A 14,119-nucleotide genomic window follows, 5' to 3' on the forward strand; every position below is an offset into this window, starting at 1 on the left:
GTCAGCCGCGGCTGATCGCCTCGGCCGCGATCATCCGCGCCTCGGGGTCCAGGCCGACCCGATGCAGCGCGGCCACGACATGATAGAGATGCGCGGCCGGCAGGCGGCTCCAGTCGCTACCCTGCATGCCCACGGCCGCCAGTAGCGCCACCGTCGCCTTCTCGCCCCGCTGCGCCGCCGTGCCGATGGCGCGCGCCCAGCGGCTGTTGGCGGCGAGCGTCACGCCATTATCCTGCGCCAGAGACGCGGCATCCTGCGGCGACAGGCGGGACAGGCCAGCCAGTGCGGCAATCAGCATCCGGCCCTTTTCCGCGCCCGCATCACTGACATAGGCCGACACGCGGCTGCTGTTGATCTCCACCACCGGGCTGGGCGCGCCGACCGCCAGCAAGCCCCAGAATTGGGAGGCGCCCTCGCCATCGAGCTGGCCGATCGCCTGCGCCCAGCGGGCGGCGTTGCGGTCGTATCCGGCGGTCAGCATCGACGCGACGAGGTTCGACGCATCCTGCGCCGACGCCTGCGCCACCGGCAAGGCCGCCGCGGCGCGGGCGGTCGCGATCAGGCCGACATAATCGGGCTTCGCCTCATCCTGCCACCAGCTGCGCATCCCGCCCAGCCGATCGCCCACGGTCGCGCCCGAATAGGCCGTGCGCAGCGCATCGACCTTGTCCGCGATATCGTTCGGGGCGTCGCCATCGGTGCCGATCTGGCCATAGAAACCGACCAGCGCCGCATTGGAAAAGACGCCCAGCCGTGCCGCGATATCGACGCCCGGCCGGCGGCGCACCGCCGTCAGCGCCGGCGCGCGCGCTTCCCAGGCGCGGACATGCTGTCCCACCGTAGCGTAGAGGTCATCGGGAATTTCGACATTCAGCGCCGTCGCCAAGCCAAAGCGCCAGGCGGTCAGGCGATCGACGCCATCCCATTCGATCTTGACCGATCGGCGGGCGTTGAAGCCGGTGCCGACGACCTTTTCCGCCAGTCGATAGTCAACGCCGCGCACCACGCCCTTGCGCTGCGCCTGGTTGAGCGCGCCGCTCGAAGTGCCCTGATCGCCCGACAGCGCGGGGCAGATCGCCCGTGTCATGTCCCAGCCCGGCTCCTTGCTGAACCGTAGCGCGCCGGCCGACAGCGGACACAGGCCCGCCGGATCGGCGGCCGCCAGATAGGTCTGCATCGCGATGGCGTAGAGGCGTGGGGAATACCGGTCCGGGTCGACGCTCTGCACCATCAGGCGCGCGCTGTCCGCCTCACCCATGCGCAGCAGCAGCCAGGCGCGTTCGGCCGCCCAGTCCGCCCCGTCGATATCGCGCGGCGTGTCGGTCGCGCTCAGCAGCGCCCGACGCAGCAGGATGGACGCCCAGCGCGACAGGATCGGCGCATGGGTTTCCTTCATCAGCGTGGCGAGGAACTTGCCCGACTGGTTGCCGAATGCGTCCGGCTCGAACCCGCGTGTTTGCGGCGTCAGCGGGCCGATCCGGTCGAGCGACCGGCGCGCCGTGTCGGGCAGGTCATATTTCGCCTTCTGCGCCGCCAGTTCTTCCGGCGTCAGTTCCTCTTCGGCCGCATTCTGCGCCGCCGCGATCGCCGTCAGGTCAGGCGGGGTCGCCGGGTTGAGCGGCTGCACCATCGGCACGGATGGCGATGCCGGGGTCGTCTGGGCGGGCCGCGACGGCTGCGGCGTCGGCGTCGGCGCTTCGGGCGCGTCGCCGAATCCGGGCGGCAGCAGCGATTCGGGCGCCTGCTGCGCCACCACGGGCAAGGTCAGGGCAAGCGCGAAGCTGCCCAGCGCCCATTTGGCATTCGCCCGCGACCAGCGCATCCGCCTTACTGACCCAGCTTCTCGGCGGGGATGATCTTTTCGACGCGCTGCTGCGGCTTTTCGCCGCCGCGCGACCAGAAAAAGGCGAGCAAAGCAGCGACAAGGATCACCAGGATGATCGGGACGAGAGGCAGCCGGCTGCCGCGGCGACGCGAACTGCCTTCGAAACTGCTGAAGTTGCGATTATTCTTCATAGGTCTTTGACTTGGCTTTCCGGGGCTTGGCTTTCCGGGCCTGAAAGGCCGGGTGACAAAGAAAAGATGCGATTTGCCTCTGTGACGGCTGGCTGTATAGCCCCCCTCGCCATGCAGCGAAACAGCAAAATCCCGGAGAGCCAGGCCAGGCGTGGTCCCATCGTATTGGTGGGCATGATGGGCGTGGGCAAATCGACCGTCGGCCGCCGCCTTGCGGCGCGGCTGGGCCTTAGCTTCGTCGACGCCGACGAGGAGATCGAAAAGGCCGCCGGCATGACCGTGGCGGAGATTTTCGAACGCTATGGGGAATCCTATTTCCGCGACGGCGAGCGCCGCGTAATCGCTCGTCTGATGGACGGCGCGCCCAAGGTGATCGCGACCGGCGGCGGCGCCTTCATGCAGGATGAGACGCGCAAGCTGATCCTGGAGCAGGCGACCGCCATCTGGCTGGACGCCGATATCGACATATTGGTCGACCGCGTCGGCCGCCGGGAAAGCCGGCCGCTGCTGAAGAACCGCGATCCGCGCGTCGTGCTGACCGAACTGGCGGCGGTGCGCAACCCGATCTACGCGCTCGCCCCCATTCATGTGAAGAGCATCGCCGCACCGCATGAAGTCGCGGTCGAGCGCATCATGGAGCAATTGACGGCATGGCATTAGTCCGCGTCGCGCTGGACGCGCGCAGTTACGATATCGTCATCGAACAGGGCGCGCTCGATCGCGCGGGCGAAACGCTGCGCGGCTTTGCGCGCAAGGGCCGGCTGGTGGTCGTCACCGACGCCAATGTCGCCGCGACCCAGCTACCCCGCCTCGAAGCCAGCCTGCGCGCCGCCAATGTCGCGGTCGAACCCATCATCCTGCCGCCGGGCGAGCAGACCAAGAGCTGGCGGCATCTGGAGCAACTGCTCGACGCGCTGCTGGCCCAAGAGATCGAGCGCGGCGACCATATCGTCGCGCTGGGCGGCGGCGTGATCGGCGATCTGGTCGGCTTCGCCGCCTCGATCCTGAAGCGTGGCTGCCATTTCGTCCAGGTGCCGACCACCCTGCTGGCGCAGGTCGATTCGTCGGTCGGCGGCAAGACGGCGATCAACGCGAAAGCCGGCAAGAATCTGATCGGCGCCTTCTACCAGCCCAGCCTCGTCCTCATCGACCCGTCGACGCTCGACAGCCTGCCGCCGCGCGAAACCCGTGCCGGCTATGCGGAGGTTGTCAAATATGGCCTGATCGACGATCCCGCTTTCTTCGGCTGGTGCGAGGCGAATGCCGACGCGCTGCTGGCGGGCGACCCGGACGCGCGCACCTATGCGATCGAACACAGCGTCAGCGCCAAGGCGGCGATCGTCGCCGATGACGAGCGCGAGACGTCGGGCCGCCGCGCGCTGCTCAACCTCGGCCATACCTTCGGCCACGCGCTGGAGGCCGACACCGGCTTTTCCGACACGCTGCTCCATGGCGAGGGCGTCGCGGCGGGCATGGCGCTCGCCTTCCGCTATTCGGCGCGGCTTGGCCTGTGCCCCGTGGAGGATGCCGAGCGCGTCACCGCCCATCTCAAGGCCGTGGGCCTGCCCCACGACCTCGCCACCGCCCATGTGACTGCCGACGGTACGGCGCTGGTCGGCCATATGCTGCACGACAAGAAGATGGCGGCGGGCACCCTCCCCTTCCTCCTGGCGCGCGGCATCGGCCAGACCTTCCTGTCGAAGGATGTGGTGCTGGACGATGTGGCGGCGTTTCTGGATGAGGAACGGGCGGGCTGAGGTCTGCGACGGGTGGTTAGGCGACGGTCTGATATCAGGACCGTTTCTGACCTTAGCTGACATTCCCGTCATAACGGTGATTTCAGCAAATCGAGACGTTGATGGATCGGTAGTGGTGTCGGCATCCACCGCGATCACGTCAACATCGTGTGCCTGTGCCAAATGCCGCACCCGCTCGATAAGCGCCACGATGTCACCTGCTGAGTTTGGGACGGGCAGTTTCGGATACAGAAATCCGCCCTCTCCATCATCGAGATTTACCCCCTGCAATTTACGCAATTCATCGGCAAGCGCATCAAGGTTCTGAGGTGCTGCCGCAAGATAAAACGTCAACCACATATTGGGTGCGTCAAATCCCGGTTCGGACTGAATGTTTGCTATTCGCTGTTCGATATCGGCGACGCTCATGGCTCTAGCTTTATCCCATTTTCGACAGTGAGCTAACAGAGATCGGCAATGGCAATTTCATGCTATGGTCGATGGCCGACTATATCATCATCCGTCCGCCCCACGCGAAAGCGACAGCATAGAAGGACAAGGCGACGAGGAGAAAGGCCGCTTTCGATAGACGGCTAGGGCGGGTTTCTGCCTTCGAGGCAACCCATGTGTACCATGCCCCTGACGCCAGCAGAAACCATGCAGCGACCAGTGCGGCAGCAGCGATCTGGGTCTGCCAACCTCGCTCTGAAGCAGTGATCCATAGGATGCCGATATAGGCGAGGAATGACGCCGGGAAGAGCAGCGCAACATAAACTGACCAGCTTCCCATTAGCCAATGGCGTGGCGACGGCTCAGAGGTTGGACTCTTCATATCCCGACTATCGATGATCAGACCAATGTCTGCAATCGGGATCATTTTGAAGTATGTAGAACGGCAAGGAATGGTCGATAACCGCCACGGCCCAGACCAACAAAAAGGGCGCCCTTGGGCGCCCTTTCCGTTCGTACCATTTCCGGTGCGATTACTTCTTCAGCGTCAGGCCGCCGAAACGCTTGTTGAAGCGCGCCACCTGACCGCCGGTGTCCAGCTGGCGGTTGCCGCCCGTCCAGGCCGGGTGCGACTTGGGGTCGATGTCGAGCGCCAGCGTGTCGCCTTCCTTGCCCCAGGTCGAGCGGGTCTGGAAGGTCGTGCCGTCGGTCATCTGGACGGTGATCAGGTGGTAGTCGGGGTGGGTATTGGCCTTCATGGCGATATGCTCCTTTGATGGCCGGTTTCCGACCGGCCGGATGCGGTAAAATACGAAGGCGCGCCGTTAGCGGGTTCGGCGCGCCTTTGCAAGAATAAAGCCGTCGCATCGCGATCCGCGACGCGACGGCAGGATATCAATCCTTCGGCGGATCGGTGATCATGGCGACGAAATTGGCTTCCGACGCCAGCTTGCCGTCGATCATCGCCTTGCCGCTGAACTTGCAGATGGCACCGCGATTCTGCGTTACCTCGACATGCAGGTCGAGCAGGCATCCCGGCTCCACCGGCGAACGGAACTTCGCGCCGTCGATGCTCATGAAATAGACGAGCTTGCCGCTGTCGGCGAGGTTCATCGATTCCACCGCCAGCACGCCGGCGGCCTGCGCCATCGCCTCGACGATCAGTACGCCGGGCATGATCGGCCGGGTGGGGAAATGCCCCTGGAAGAAAGGCTCGTTCACCGACACCGCCTTGATCGCGTGGATCGACTGGTTGGGCACCAGCGACACCACACGGTCGATCAGCAGCATCGGGTAACGGTGCGGCAGCGCAGCCATGACCCGACGGATATCCATCGGGCCACGGGCGGTCGATTCAGTCTCGGCCGTCATTCGGATCAGCGCGACTTGGGCGCCTGCGCCGGGGTCGCCGGAGCGGGAGCAGCGGCCGCAGCGGCCTGGCCCTGACGGCCCGGCTGCCAGCCGGCCGGCGGGGTGATGCCGACGCTGGGAACCAGCGCGTTGAGTTCGGTCACGACCGACTGGGTGATGTCGACGGCCGGCTGATAGGACACGGTGGCCTCCGGATTCAGAACCAGATCGACCTTCGCCTTGGTCATCGCGGCTTTGAGCGCGTCGGAGAGCTTCGCCGTGATCTGCTCCTCGACATAGGCGTTGGCGAGCGCGATCGGCTGGCCCAATCTTTGCAGTTCGGCCTGGGCGGTCTGCTGCGACTGCTGGAACTGCTGATACTGGGTCTCGATCGCCGGGGTCGGCTTGCCGCCGGCCGCCTTCAGGGCAGCCTGCAGGGCGTCGCCCTTGGTCTTGAGGTCGGTGTCGATCGCCGTCTTGCGTGCGTTGAACGCGTCGATCTGCGGCTTGTAGGTGGTCTGCATCTGCGTGCGCGCCGTGGTGTAGGCGGCGCTGGTGCCGACAGCGCCCTGCAGGTCGGCGACGGCGATGCCGGTCTTCGACTGGGCAGCGGCCGGAACCGCCGTCAGGGCCAGGGTGGTCATAGGCGCCAGGATGAGCGCGGCTGCTTTAACGATGGTCTTCATTAGAACTGAGTCCCCACATTGAAGGTGATGAGCTTGTTGTCGTCCCCTGGTTCCTTGAGCAGGGCCTTGGCGATGTCGATCCGGAACGGGCCGAAAGGCGAGTTCCAGTTGACGCCAAAGCCCACCGACAGACGCGGCTTGAGCGTGTCGCCGAGATATTCTTCTTCGAACGCGCCGCCCGCATAGGCGGCGGTCGAACCGACTGCAGGCGTGTCGCAATTGCCGACCGACGGCGCCCGAACGGTCGTGGACGTCGATCCCGTGGTGACTGTGCAATAGCCGGCGAAGTTGATCGTGCCCGGATTCTTCAGCCCGGCAACCGCGCCGGCATCCATGAAGATCGACGGGCGCAGGCCCATTTCACGCGCACCCGAACCCAACGGAATTTCCACTTCGGCGCGGGCCAGATAGTAGATCTTGCCGCCCAGCGCGTCGTCCGAGACATTGTTGTTGCTGTTGTCGCGCGTATAAACGCCGTCACCATCGGCATCCGTCAAGTAGAAGCGCTTCACGCGCGGGCCGACGCCGCGAATGTCGAAGCCGCGGAACTGCGGTTCACCGAGGAAGAAGCGGTCGACCAGGCGGACCTTCTCGACCAGTTCGCCGGTGGCGTCGCGACGCTCGCTTTCCAGGCTGTGGATATAGCCACCCTCGCCCGACAGCGAGAAGATGAATCCACTGCCCAGCGGAACATATTTGGACGCCGCGATGCGCGTCTTCACATATTTGACGCTGCCGCCCAGACCCGCGAAATCCTGGCTCAGCGTGATGCTGTTGCCGCGGGTCGCACGGATGCGGTTGTCGCGGGTGTCATAGATCAGCGAGTAGCCGACCGACGAGGTGGTGCGCTTGCCGATCGCGTCGCAGAGATAGCGGCCGGCCAGCAGCGGATCGCAGACGCCGTTGGTATAATAGGTGCTCTTGTCCAGCGTGGTATCGTCGAAATTCAGCTGATAGCGCAGCGCCAGCGACATATATTCGGTAATCGGCACGCCCGCGCGCAGCTGGAAGCCGGTCGACGTATTTTCATAGGTCGTATCGCGGGTGTTGCTGGTCAGGTAGCGGAAGCTGTTGAGGTCGCGGCGATAGATGTCGCCGCCCAGCGCGATATTCTTGTCCATGAAATAAGGCTCGGTGAAGCCCACTTCCACCGACTTCGAATAGGCCGAATAATTGACCGAGGTGCGCAGTTCCTGACCCTTGCCGCGGAAGTTGCGCTGGGTGATCGACGCCGCGACGATGAAGCGTTCCAGCGACGAGAAACCGGCCGACAGCGACAGCTCGCCGGTCGACTTTTCCTGCACGTTGGTTTCCAGCACGATGCGGTCGGGCGCGGAACCGGGCTTCTGCTCGATGTCCAGCTTCTCCTGGAAGAAGCCGAGCGAGTTGATGCGGTCCTTCGAGCGCTTGACGAGGAAGCTGTTGAAGGCATCGCCTTCGGCCAGACGGAATTCGCGGCGGATGACCTTGTCCTGCGTCAGCGTATTGCCGTTGATGTCGACCCGCTCGACATAGACGCGCGGCGCGTTGGCGATGCGGAAATTGATCCCCATCGTCAGCGAATCCTTGTCGCGGTTGAAGTCCGGCGACACGTCGGCAAAAGCATAGCCGAACAGGCCCGCGGTCTCGCTCAGCGTGTCGACCGTGTCCTCGACCTGCTTGGCATTGTACCAGTCGCCCTTCTTCATCGGCAGACGCTTGGTCAGGCTGTCGCCGGACAGGTCGCGAATGTCGGATTCGACCTTTACGTCGCCGAACTTGTAGCGGTCGCCTTCCTCGACGACATAGGTGATGATGAAGTCCTGCTTGTCGGGCGTCAGTTCCGCCACCGCCGAAATGACGCGGAAGTCGGCATAGCCCTCGGTCAGGTAGAACTGGCGCAGCTTCTGCTGGTCATAGGCCAGGCGGTCCGGGTCATAGCTGGTGCCCGAGGAGAAGACGCGGAACCAGCGCGACTGCTTCGTCACCATCTGGCTGCGCAGCTCGCCGTCCTTGAACTTCTCGTTGCCGATGATGTTGATCTGGCGGACCTTGGATTTCGGCCCTTCCGAGATTTCGAACACGATGTCGACGCGGTTCTGATCCAGCTGGACCATCTTCGGCTCGATCGTCGCGGCGAAGCGGCCCTGACGGCGATACAGCTCGACGATGCGGGCGACGTCGGCGCGGACCTTGGACCGGGTATAGATCTGGCGCGGTGCCAGTTTTATTTCAGGACGGATCTTGTCTTCCTTGAGGCGCTTATTACCTTCAAGGACGATACGGTTGATGACGGGATTTTCCTTCACCTCGACCGTCAGCGCACCATTGTCGTTGCGGATCTGGACGTCGGCGAACAGTTCGGTTTCGTACAGGTCGCGCAGCGCCTGATCGAGGATTTCCTGGCTGTAGGGCTGGCCGACGCGCAACTTGGTGTAGGACAGGACGGTATCCGGCTCCAGCCGCTGGGTGCCGGTCACGGTGACGGCGCTGATCGTGCCCTGCGGCGCGGGCGCGGAAACGGGTGCCGCCGTGGCAGGCGCAGGCGCGGTCTGGGCCATGGCGGGAACCGCCGGCAGGCCCGCGATCATGGTCGTCGCCAACAGGACGGCCACCACCGGGCGCTGCCTCATGCTGCTCTTGTTCGCTGTCACCCGCACCACCTCAAAAACTCGAAAAAACATGTGTCTGCTGCAACAGACGCCGCCAAATGGCGCATCCCTGCCCGAAGCGCGTCAGCCGATCAAGCCGGAGAGACTCTTCCACAGGCCGAAAGACGATAAATCGTTGAAAGTTACCAGCAGCATCATCGCCATCAGCACCGCCAGACCCGACCTGTAGGCCCATTCCTGCGCCTGCGGGCTGACCGGCCGCCGCTGCACCGCCTCGATCCCGTAGAACAGCAGATGGCCACCATCCAGCATGGGGATTGGCAAGAGATTGATGAACCCCAAGTTAATCGAGATGAGCGCGGCGAAGAAGATGAAGCTTTCCAGCCCCAGCGTCGCCGCCTGCCCCGACACCTGCGCGATCTTCAGCGGTCCGCCCAGTTCCTTGACCGACCGGCCGCCGCCGACGATCTGGCCCAGCGTTTCAACCATGGTGCGCACGATCTGCCCGGTGCGCTCGATCGCCACGATCGGTGCGCGCGCCAGGCTGACCGGCACGATCACCGGCTTGCCCGGCGCCAGGCCGAGGCGACCCACATTGAACTTGTTGCCGAAGCCGTCATCCTCGCTGACGCTGCCGATCCTGCCCTGCTTGACAATGCGTCGACCTGCGCGGTCCAGCACGATCTCGACCGGCTCGCCGGGGCGGATCTGCGCATAGAGGCGGATGTCGTCGAAGGTCGCCATCTCACGGCCACCCAGCGACACGATGCGGTCGCCCGCCTGGATACCCGCAGCCGCAGCCGCGCTGCCCGCCTGCACCTGACCGGCGACCGCCGGGGTGCGGCCTTCGCCATGGACGAAGGCGAAGGTCGCCAGGATCAGGATCGCGAAGAGGAAATTGATCGCAGGCCCTGCCGCCACGATCGCGGCGCGCTGCCACAGCGGCTTGCCGGGAAAGCTTTCCGCCCGATCCTTCGCCGGCATTTCCAGCCAGGCGGGATCGGTCATGCTTGCCGCGTTCATGTCGCCCTTGAAGCGGACATAGCCGCCCAGCGGCAGCGCCGCGACGCGCCAGCGCGTCCCGCGCCGGTCGACCCAGGCGAACAGCTCCGGCCCGAAGCCGATCGAAAAGGCCTCCGCCTTGACCCCGCACCAGCGGCCGACCAGATAATGGCCCAGCTCATGCACGAAGACGAGCGGTCCGATGACCGCCACGAAGGCGAGAACGGTCAACAGGAAACCGGGATTCTGGATCAAGCCGTCAATCTTTCCATCACTTCGCCCGCCATGACGCGCGCCTGTGCATCCGCAGCGAGCACATCGTCGATCGCGCAAGGCGTTGGCGCGCTATAGCGGTCCAACACATCCTCCACAATCATGGCAATATCAAGGAAGCCGATCCGCCCCGCAAGGAAAGCGGCGACCGCGACCTCATTGGCGGCGTTCAGGATGGCAGGCGCGGCCCCACCCTCATTGGCGGCGGCGCGGGCGAGACGAAGAGCCGGAAACCGTTCGGGATCAGGTGCTTCGAAGTCAAGCCTGCCAATCCGTGCCAGGTCGAGCGGCTGGCACGGCGTGGCGATCCGGTCGGGCCAGGCCAACGCATGAGCGATGGGGATGCGCATATCGGGCGAACCGAGTTGTGCCAGCGTCGAACGGTCTCGATATTCGACCATCGAATGAATCACGGACTGGGGGTGGACCAATATCTCGATGCGATCCAGCCCGACCGGGAAGAGATAGGCCGCCTCGATCAGTTCCAGCCCCTTGTTCATCATCGTCGCGCTGTCGACACTGATCTTCGCGCCCATCGACCAGTTGGGATGGGCCACCGCCTGCGCCGGCGTGATATCCGCCATCTCGTCCAGGCGGCGGGTGCGGAACGGGCCGCCGCTCGCGGTCAGGATGATTCTTGACACGGAATCCAGATCGCTGCCGGCAAGGCACTGGAAAATGGCATTATGCTCGCTGTCGACGGGCAGCAGGGTCGCGCCGGCCGCGCGTGCCGCCTCCATCATCAGCCCGCCCGCCGACACCAGCGATTCCTTGTTCGCCAGCGCCACCGTGCCGCCAGTCCTGAGCGCCGCCATGGTAGGCTTGAGGCCCGCACAGCCGACGATCGACGCCATCGTCCAGTCCGCGCCCAGCGCCGCCGCCTCGACCAGAGCATCCTCGCCTGCCGCCGCCTCGATCCCCGATCCGGCCAGCGCCTCCCTGAGCGCGCCGTGAAGCCGCTCCTGCCCGATCACGGCCACCTGCGCACCCGTTGCGCGCGCCTGCGCCGCGAGATTGTCCACATCGCTGTTGGCCGTCAGTGCGACCACCCGATAGGCATCGGGATCGCGCCGAATGAGGTCCAGCGTGGACAGGCCGACCGATCCGGTGGCGCCAAAGATCGAAACGCTCTTCATCCGCCCTGCACCAGGATCAGATAGGACAAGGCGGCAAGCGGCGCGGCGGCAACCACCCCGTCGAGCCGGTCCATCACCCCGCCATGGCCGGGCAACAGCGTACCGCTGTCCTTCACTCCGGCGCGGCGCTTCATATGACTTTCCAGCAGGTCGCCCAGTTGTGCCACCACGGCCAGCAGGCCACTCGCCGCCGCGAGCTGGATCGGCAGACCCGCGAAGCGATGCAGCAGGAAACCCAGCACCAGCGCCGCCAGCACGCCGCCGGCCAGACCGGACCAGGTCTTGGACGGGCTGACCCTCGGCGCCAGCTTCGGCCCGCCGATCGAACGCCCGGCGAAGTAGGCGCCGATATCGGTCGCCCACACCAGCGACAGCGCCCAGAAGGCGAGCAGCAGACCATAGGCGTAGGGCTGCTCGCCACGCAGGAACTGGAGCGCGGTGATCGGCACGCAGATATAGGGAATGCCCAGCGCCAGCTTCATGTTGCGGCTGGTGAAGACGATGAAGAAGAAAGCCCCTGCCCCGGCCATCAACACCGGCCAGTCGATGCCGGCCGCCAGCGGGCAGAGCAAGGCCAGCGGGATCGACACGGCGAACATCGCCGCCTTGCGCTGTTCGGGCGTCGCGCCGGTCAGGTCGCCCCATTCCCCCTGCATCAGCACGCCGGCCACCACCAGCAGCAGCCAGAAGAACAGCCCGCCCGCCAGCAGGGCGCCGAGCGCCACCGCGATCAGCGCGACGCCGACGATGGTGCGGGTGCGCAATTCGCTTGTCATAGAATCACAATCCGCCGAACCGGCGGTCCCTCAGGCGGAAGGCGTCCAGCGCCTGCGCCAATGCATGGGCGTCGAAATCGGGCCACAGCATGTCGGTGAAATAGAGTTCGGCATAGGCCGCCTGCCACAGCATGAAATTGCTGAGCCGCTGCTCACCCGAGGTCCGCACCAGCAGGTCGAGCGGCGGCAGGTCGGCGGTATCCAGTTCAGCATCGATCGCGGCAATACCGATATCGTGCGTCGCCAGATCGCCCTTCGCGACGCGATCGGCGAGCCGCTGCGCCGCCCGCACCATCTCGTCCTGCGCGCCATAGTTGAGCGCGATCGCGATCACCGGCCCCGTATTGCCTGCGGTGCGCGCCATGGCGCTCTCGATCAGTTGGACCAGAGACGGTTCGAGCGCCCGATAATTGCCGATCACCCGCAGCCGCACGCCATTGGCGTGAAACTCGTCAATGTCCGACTGGATGAAATGGCGCAGCAACCCCATCAGGTCGGACACCTCGGTCGCCGGCCGCTTCCAGTTCTCCGAAGAGAAGGCGTAGAGCGTCAGGCATTCGAGGCCCATATCCTGCGCCGCACGCGCGACACGGCGCACCGCCTCCACCCCGGCGCGATGGCCGGCGATGCGCGGCAGCAGCCGCTTCTTCGCCCAGCGGCCATTGCCGTCCATGATGATGGCGACGTGGCGCGCGCCATGGGCAGGCGCGGCGCGGGTGAGATCGGGCTTGGCTTGTGTGGCCATCAGAAGGACATGCGTGTTTTGGCCGCGAAAGGAAAGCCCCGGCTTACTGGCCGAGGATTTCCTTTTCCTTCGAGCTCGCTGCCGCGTCGATATCCGCGATGCTGCTGTCGGTCAGCTTCTGCACCTCGGTTTCCAGCCGCTTGCGCTCGTCCTCGCTGATCTCGCCCTTCTTCTCGTCGGTCTTGAGGCTGTCCATGCCGTCGCGACGGACGTTACGCACGGCGACGCGCGCGCCTTCGGCATATTTGCTGGCGAGCTTGGCCAGTTCCTTGCGGCGTTCCTCGGTCAGGTCCGGGATCGGCAGGCGCAGCGTCTGCCCGTCGACGATCGGGTTGAGGCCCAGACCCGCCGAGCGGATCGCCTTGTCGCAGGGACCGACATTGCTCTTGTCCCACACCTGGACCGACAGCATGCGCGGCTCGGGCGCCGATACGGTCGCAACCTGGTTGAGCGGCATATGCGCGCCATAGACTTCGACCGTGACCGGATCGAGCAGCTGGATGTTGGCGCGGCCCGTGCGCAGGCCGGACAGGTCGCCCTTCAGCGATTCAAGCGCGCCGGCCATGCGGCGTTCGATGTCAGCCTTGTTATATTGCGGCATGGTATTTCAGCGCTCCTGATTTTGCACGATCGTCGCCACGCCATCCCCGGCGAGCACCTTGGCCAGGTTGCCCGTCTCGCGGATGTTGAAGACGACGATGGGAATATTGTTTTCGCGGCACAGCGCAATGGCGCTGGCGTCCATGACTTTCAAATTGTCGTTCAGCACCTGGTCGAAGCTGATCTCTTCGTAGCGGACGGCGCCGCTCACCTTCTTGGGGTCGGCATTGTAGATGCCGTCGACGCTGGTGCCCTTGAACAGTGCATCGCAATTCATTTCGGCCGCGCGCAACGCTGCGGTCGTATCCGTGGTGAAGAAGGGGCTACCGGTGCCAGCCGCGAAGATCACGATCCGGCCTTTCTCCATGTGGCGCTCGGCCTTGCGGCGAATATAGGGCTCGCACACCGACGCCATGGGGATGGCCGACTGGACGCGGGTGTCATAACCCAGCTTTTCCAGCGCATTCTGCACCGCCAGCGCATTCATGACCGTGGCGAGCATGCCCATATAGTCGGCGCTCGCCCGGTCGAAGCCCTTGGCTGCGCCGGCAAGGCCACGGAAGATATTGCCACCGCCCACGACGACGCAGATTTCGAAGCCGGCATCCTTCGCCGCCGCAATCTCACCCGCGACACGGGCCACGGTTTCAGGCTCGATGCCGAACTGCCCTTGTCCCATCAGCACTTCGCCGGACAATTTCAACAGGATGCGCTTGTAGGCGGGCCGGGTCATGCGGGGCAAGAATCCTTATGGTTGG

The 14,119-nt window shown here is 64.9% G+C and carries 14 protein-coding genes; 2 read left to right on the forward strand and 12 right to left on the reverse strand.

Annotated features, from left to right (window positions below; translation table 11 throughout):
* Window position 1 precedes the first annotated feature (1 nt).
* Complete coding sequence (locus DM806_RS08670) at window positions 2–1,822, reverse strand: hypothetical protein (protein WP_179042829.1); 1,821 nt, start codon at window positions 1,820–1,822, stop codon at window positions 2–4.
* A 5-nt stretch (window positions 1,823–1,827) separates the two neighbouring features.
* On the reverse strand, window positions 1,828–2,016 hold the full coding sequence (locus tag DM806_RS08675) for a hypothetical protein (protein WP_179042830.1): 189 nt from the start codon (window positions 2,014–2,016) through the stop codon (window positions 1,828–1,830).
* A gap of 111 nt (window positions 2,017–2,127) precedes the next feature.
* On the opposite strand from DM806_RS08675, the gene DM806_RS08680 reads away from it, so the two are divergent.
* A complete protein-coding gene (locus DM806_RS08680; protein WP_179042831.1) occupies window positions 2,128–2,676 on the forward strand; it encodes a shikimate kinase in 549 nt (182 codons plus the stop codon).
* Complete coding sequence (gene aroB / locus DM806_RS08685; protein WP_179042832.1) at window positions 2,667–3,773, forward strand: 3-dehydroquinate synthase; 1,107 nt, start codon at window positions 2,667–2,669, stop codon at window positions 3,771–3,773. Before DM806_RS08680 ends, aroB begins: the two co-directional genes overlap by 10 nt.
* A gap of 962 nt (window positions 3,774–4,735) precedes the next feature.
* Here aroB and rpmE read toward each other — a convergent pair.
* The 10 genes from rpmE to pyrH form a co-directional block, all read right to left on the reverse strand.
* Window positions 4,736–4,960, reverse strand: coding sequence for a 50S ribosomal protein L31 (gene rpmE, locus DM806_RS08690; protein WP_066861944.1), 225 nt, complete (start codon window positions 4,958–4,960; stop codon window positions 4,736–4,738).
* 136 nt (window positions 4,961–5,096) lie between these two features.
* On the reverse strand, window positions 5,097–5,537 hold the full coding sequence (gene fabZ / locus DM806_RS08695) for a 3-hydroxyacyl-ACP dehydratase FabZ (protein ID WP_372859407.1): 441 nt from the start codon (window positions 5,535–5,537) through the stop codon (window positions 5,097–5,099).
* Window positions 5,538–5,578: 41 nt separating this feature from the next.
* Complete coding sequence (locus DM806_RS08700) at window positions 5,579–6,238, reverse strand: OmpH family outer membrane protein (protein ID WP_179042834.1); 660 nt, start codon at window positions 6,236–6,238, stop codon at window positions 5,579–5,581.
* Complete coding sequence (gene bamA, locus DM806_RS08705; protein ID WP_256869170.1) at window positions 6,238–8,850, reverse strand: outer membrane protein assembly factor BamA; 2,613 nt, start codon at window positions 8,848–8,850, stop codon at window positions 6,238–6,240. The genes DM806_RS08700 and bamA overlap by 1 nt, the downstream gene beginning before the upstream one ends.
* 102 nt (window positions 8,851–8,952) lie before the next feature.
* Window positions 8,953–10,086, reverse strand: coding sequence for an RIP metalloprotease RseP (gene rseP / locus DM806_RS08710; protein WP_179042836.1), 1,134 nt, complete (start codon window positions 10,084–10,086; stop codon window positions 8,953–8,955).
* Window positions 10,083–11,240, reverse strand: coding sequence for a 1-deoxy-D-xylulose-5-phosphate reductoisomerase (locus DM806_RS08715; protein ID WP_179042837.1), 1,158 nt, complete (start codon window positions 11,238–11,240; stop codon window positions 10,083–10,085). Before DM806_RS08715 ends, rseP begins: the two co-directional genes overlap by 4 nt.
* Window positions 11,237–12,016, reverse strand: a complete 780-nt coding sequence (locus DM806_RS08720) for a phosphatidate cytidylyltransferase (RefSeq protein ID WP_179042838.1) — start codon at window positions 12,014–12,016, stop codon at window positions 11,237–11,239. The genes DM806_RS08715 and DM806_RS08720 overlap by 4 nt, the downstream gene beginning before the upstream one ends.
* A 4-nt stretch (window positions 12,017–12,020) precedes the next feature.
* Window positions 12,021–12,761 carry an isoprenyl transferase gene (locus DM806_RS08725; protein WP_179042839.1) on the reverse strand — a complete coding sequence of 247 codons (741 nt, stop codon included), beginning with the start codon at window positions 12,759–12,761 and terminating at the stop codon, window positions 12,021–12,023.
* A 43-nt stretch (window positions 12,762–12,804) separates the two neighbouring features.
* Window positions 12,805–13,362, reverse strand: a complete 558-nt coding sequence (gene frr / locus DM806_RS08730) for a ribosome recycling factor (protein WP_179042840.1) — start codon at window positions 13,360–13,362, stop codon at window positions 12,805–12,807.
* A gap of 6 nt (window positions 13,363–13,368) precedes the next feature.
* Window positions 13,369–14,094, reverse strand: coding sequence for a UMP kinase (gene pyrH / locus DM806_RS08735; RefSeq protein ID WP_179042841.1), 726 nt, complete (start codon window positions 14,092–14,094; stop codon window positions 13,369–13,371).
* Window positions 14,095–14,119 lie beyond the last annotated feature (25 nt).

Origin of the sequence: Sphingobium lactosutens (genome assembly GCF_013393185.1) — a bacterium.
Classification (GTDB): domain Bacteria; phylum Pseudomonadota; class Alphaproteobacteria; order Sphingomonadales; family Sphingomonadaceae; genus Sphingobium; species Sphingobium lactosutens_A.

Bases quoted from the DNA above. Each gene is read 5' to 3' on its own strand.
- bamA (WP_256869170.1), bottom strand. From the start codon at position 8,850: ATGAGGCAGCGCCCGGTGGTGGCCGTCCTGTTGGCGACGACCATGATC.
- DM806_RS08680 (WP_179042831.1), top strand. From the start codon at position 2,128: ATGCAGCGAAACAGCAAAATCCCGGAGAGCCAGGCCAGGCGTGGTCCC.
- rpmE (WP_066861944.1), bottom strand. From the start codon at position 4,960: ATGAAGGCCAATACCCACCCCGACTACCACCTGATCACCGTCCAGATG.
- DM806_RS08670 (WP_179042829.1), bottom strand. From the start codon at position 1,822: ATGCGCTGGTCGCGGGCGAATGCCAAATGGGCGCTGGGCAGCTTCGCG.
- pyrH (WP_179042841.1), bottom strand. From the start codon at position 14,094: ATGACCCGGCCCGCCTACAAGCGCATCCTGTTGAAATTGTCCGGCGAA.
- frr (WP_179042840.1), bottom strand. From the start codon at position 13,362: ATGCCGCAATATAACAAGGCTGACATCGAACGCCGCATGGCCGGCGCG.
- aroB (WP_179042832.1), top strand. From the start codon at position 2,667: ATGGCATTAGTCCGCGTCGCGCTGGACGCGCGCAGTTACGATATCGTC.
- fabZ (WP_372859407.1), bottom strand. From the start codon at position 5,537: ATGGATATCCGTCGGGTCATGGCTGCGCTGCCGCACCGTTACCCGATG.
- DM806_RS08700 (WP_179042834.1), bottom strand. From the start codon at position 6,238: ATGAAGACCATCGTTAAAGCAGCCGCGCTCATCCTGGCGCCTATGACC.
- DM806_RS08725 (WP_179042839.1), bottom strand. From the start codon at position 12,761: ATGGCCACACAAGCCAAGCCCGATCTCACCCGCGCCGCGCCTGCCCAT.
- DM806_RS08675 (WP_179042830.1), bottom strand. From the start codon at position 2,016: ATGAAGAATAATCGCAACTTCAGCAGTTTCGAAGGCAGTTCGCGTCGC.
- DM806_RS08715 (WP_179042837.1), bottom strand. From the start codon at position 11,240: ATGAAGAGCGTTTCGATCTTTGGCGCCACCGGATCGGTCGGCCTGTCC.
- DM806_RS08720 (WP_179042838.1), bottom strand. From the start codon at position 12,016: ATGACAAGCGAATTGCGCACCCGCACCATCGTCGGCGTCGCGCTGATC.